Raw genomic sequence first — 3,358 nt, 5'->3', positions numbered from 1 at the left:
TGAGTTCTCAAGGAACGGTCGCTTCCTTTGTACTCACCCTCTCGGGCTTTCCTCCGGGCGCTTCCCTTCGGTCTTGCGTTTCCGACTCTATCAGACCCTTTCGGCGTCCGATTCCCGGTCGGCGGGATTTGTCGCGGGCTTTCGGCTTTCGCCTGTCGGCCTTTCGACATTCACTACGTTAGCGGATCCTCCCGGTAACTCATAATCGAGTCCCGCGGGCTCGAATTTGGGCATGCGGGCACGCCAAAATTCGCCCCCGTCAGAGGGAAATCGCAGGTAGTGGGTGGCCGCTCCGGCTGCTGGCGATTGCCGTACCCGGTTCAGCGGCTCGGGCCACATTACGCACCTTCCAAGGGCGCGTCAACTTGAACGGCGCTTGGGTACGTGGGCCCGGTAGGGGGCTCACGGTTGGGTCGTTGGCCATCCAGAAACGCCAGGGATGGACGCCCCTGTCGCCGACCAGACCGGTGCGGGGGCCGTTGCGTACCTGGTCGGGGGCCACGGCGGTGCCGCTCAGCAACCTCAGTGGCGTCTCCCCGACGGCGCACGCGTCCGTGCCGTCGAGGGCGCGGTCCACGTCCACGGCCGTGGCCGGGCAGGCGGGCCCTTTGGCCAGTTCCTTGTCATTTCGGGCCGAGAGTCGGCGTTTGCGCGTGAGCTCCGCACCTTCGACGACCTCCCCCGCGCGCAGCAGGACGGCACTCGCCGTGCCCTCCGGACCAGTCACCCGACCGGCCAGTAACGCGCCACGCTCGCGCGGTCACACGTCTTCGGACCCAGCTCCGCGCCGGCCCACCGGCGAGCCGCGAGCAGGGCGCACAGCGGCTCAGGCTCCGGCGGACGGCTTGGCTCTCGGGCTCAGTCGGTACGCCGAGACCGTTGGATCGCCGGCGAGGTAGAAGCGGTGCTGCCAGTCATGGGCTTTGCTCACGCCTACCCGAGGACCGACCCGGATGAGCGCGGCGGGTACGGGGTCACCCTCGGACAGCGCGACCGAGGCGCCTGTCAGCAGGTCTGTGCCGTTGTGCTCTGCCGTGATGCCGAGCGCTTGGCAGAAGTTCCCCGGACCCCGCGCGAGACGCGGACTCTCGACCTTGCCCCCTCGCCGCTCGCGGGCCAGGTCTTCCCCTTCGATGACCCTGCCTGCCCGGATGAGGACAGCCGTAGCGATGCCGTCTGCCCCGGTGACGACGTTGGCGCACCAGTGGAGTCCGTGAGACCGGTAGACGTACAGGTGTCCCGCACGTCCGAACATGACGGCATTTCGGGGTGTCCTGCCTCGATACGCGTGAGAGGCGGGGTCGGCCGAACCGGAGTACGCCTCGGTCTCCGTGATCGTGATGCTCACGGTTCCCTCAGGTGTCTCGTGGGTGAGGATGGCACCGAGCAGCTTGGGGGCGACTTCTTCAGCGGGGTGAGCAAGATCCATGACGTTCATGCTGACCGCCTTGACATGCCATGGGTGAAGTAGACGTACACGTGTCCGGGGGGACCGAACATCACGTCATTGCGGGGTGTGCGGCCGCGACAGGCGTGCGAGCCGGGGTCGTTCGGGCCGTCGTACGCCTCCACCTCCGTAAGGCGCACCTCGATGGGGCCGTCCGGGGTCTGCCGTACGAGGATCCGGCCGAGGAGGTCGGGGGCGACTTCCAGTACGGGGCGGTCGAAGAACTTCCTCGGCAGTGGCGTACCGTCCCGGGGCGCGATCATGTCGTACGAGCGTAGTCCAGACGGGTCTGCGCCAAGGACTGGTCAAAGGATCCCCCGCTTGCCAGGGTGTGGCCCGGAACCGGGCGCGTCCGGATCGCGTTTGTAGGGATCAGGGATCCACACGTAAAGGGAGAGTCATGGGGTTCAAGAAGCTGCTCGCGAGCCTGGGGGCCGGTGGGGCTTCGGTGGAGACGGTGCTCACCGAGGTCAACGTCGTTCCGGGCGGTGTCGTCCAGGGCGAGGTGCGGATCCAGGGCGGGTCCGTGAACCAGGACATCGAGGGACTGTCCGTGGGCCTGCAGGCACAGGTCGAGGTGGAAAGCGGCGACCAGGAGTACAAGCAGAACATCGAGTTCACCAAGGTGCGGCTCGGTGGTGCGTTCCAGCTGCAGGCCGGCGGCGTGCACACCGTGCCGTTCGGGCTGGAGATCCCCTGGGAGACGCCGGTCACCATGATCGACGGGCAGGCGCTGCGCGGCATGCACATCGGTGTGACCACCGAGCTGGAGATCGCCCGTGCGGTGGACTCCGGTGACCTGGACCCGATCAACGTGCACCCGCTGCCGGCGCAGAAGGCGATCCTGGACGCCTTCATCCAGCTGGGCTTCCGCTTCAAGAACGCGGACCTGGAACGCGGCCACATCCGGGGTACCCGGCAGCGGCTGCCGTTCTACCAGGAGATCGAGTTCTACCCCCCGTCGCAGTACCGGGGTCTGAACCAGGTCGAACTGAGCTTCGTGGCCGACGAGCACGCCATGGACGTCATTCTCGAAATGGACAAGAAGCCGGGACTGTTCAGCGAGGGCAGTGACACCTACCGGTCGTTCCAGGTCGGTCTGCACGACTTCCACGGGACCGACTGGGCGGCATACCTCAACCAGTGGCTGTCCGAGGTCGGCAGCAAGCGCAACTGGTTCTAGGCTCGGGTCCTACTGAAGGAACCGATCAGGAGGTACCGAGGTGACCGAGCTCAAGAGGCGGCCGCTCCCCCATGACTTCCACCCGCCCGTGCCGTCGTTCACGGTCACGAGTGAGGACGTCGAGGAGGGTGCGACCCTCAAGGACGCTCAGGTCTACGCGGCGGGCAACACCTCGCCGCAGCTGCGGTGGGAGGGCTTCCCGCCCGGGACCAAGAGCTTCGCCGTGACGTGCTACGACCCGGACGCCCCGACGGGCAGCGGGTTCTGGCACTGGGTCGTGTTCGACATCCCGGCCTCGGTGACCGAGCTGCCGGCGGGTGCGGGCAGCGGCAAGTTCGAGGGACTGCCGGAGGGTGCGGTCCAGGCGAGGAACGACTACGGGTCGAAGGACTTCGGTGGTGCCGCGCCGCCGCCCGGGGACGGACCGCACCGGTACGTCTTCACGGTGTACGCGGTGGACCAGGAGAAGCTCGGTCCGGACTCCGACGCCTCGCCCGCCGTCGTCGGCTTCAACCTGCGGTTCCACGCGATCGCGCGCGCCCAGCTCATCGGTGAGTACGAGAACCCCGCCGGGGGCTGACCCACGCCGATTCAAACGAGCGTTCAATGAAAGTTTTCCCTCCCCGTGTATTGGAAGTTATAAGGGGCGGGCATTTTTTATTTCGTTGTCCATATCGGAGAGCCCGTACAGAGTTTATACAATCCCCCCCGGTGGTGTGAGGTTCACA

3 protein-coding genes and 2 pseudogenes are annotated in these 3,358 nt (G+C 66.6%); 2 read left to right on the top strand and 3 right to left on the bottom strand.

All coding sequences use genetic code 11. The features are described 5' to 3' along the window. Window positions 1-360: 360 nt before the first annotated feature. The 3 genes and pseudogenes from ACFW2E_RS43920 to ACFW2E_RS43910 all read right to left on the bottom strand — a co-directional run. Window positions 361-727: pseudogene (locus ACFW2E_RS43920) on the bottom strand (DNA-3-methyladenine glycosylase); the annotation flags it as partial. A 99-nt stretch (window positions 728-826) separates the two neighbouring features. Further along, window positions 827-1,438 carry a DNA-3-methyladenine glycosylase gene (locus tag ACFW2E_RS43915; protein ID WP_384476901.1) on the bottom strand — a complete coding sequence of 204 codons (612 nt, stop codon included), beginning with the start codon at window positions 1,436-1,438 and terminating at the stop codon, window positions 827-829. A 12-nt stretch (window positions 1,439-1,450) separates the two neighbouring features. Beyond that, window positions 1,451-1,710, bottom strand: a pseudogene (locus tag ACFW2E_RS43910) (DNA-3-methyladenine glycosylase); the annotation flags it as partial. 137 nt (window positions 1,711-1,847) lie between these two features. Between ACFW2E_RS43910 and ACFW2E_RS43905 the strand changes: the two are divergent. Together ACFW2E_RS43905 and ACFW2E_RS43900 are read left to right on the top strand one after the other, a co-directional pair. Then, window positions 1,848-2,630 (top strand): sporulation protein, encoded by a 783-nt coding sequence (locus ACFW2E_RS43905; RefSeq protein ID WP_384476898.1) that lies wholly within the window; start codon window positions 1,848-1,850, stop codon window positions 2,628-2,630. 40 nt (window positions 2,631-2,670) lie between these two features. Continuing rightward, the gene (locus tag ACFW2E_RS43900) at window positions 2,671-3,210 is read left to right on the top strand and encodes a YbhB/YbcL family Raf kinase inhibitor-like protein (protein WP_384476895.1); all 540 of its coding nucleotides are present in this window, start codon (window positions 2,671-2,673) and stop codon (window positions 3,208-3,210) included. Window positions 3,211-3,358 lie beyond the last annotated feature (148 nt).

This window comes from Streptomyces sp. NPDC058964, assembly GCF_042741275.1.
Lineage (GTDB): Bacteria > Actinomycetota > Actinomycetes > Streptomycetales > Streptomycetaceae > Streptomyces.
The sequence above is the reverse complement of the archived record's forward strand: the minus strand, read 5'-3'. Positions and strand labels throughout refer to the sequence as shown.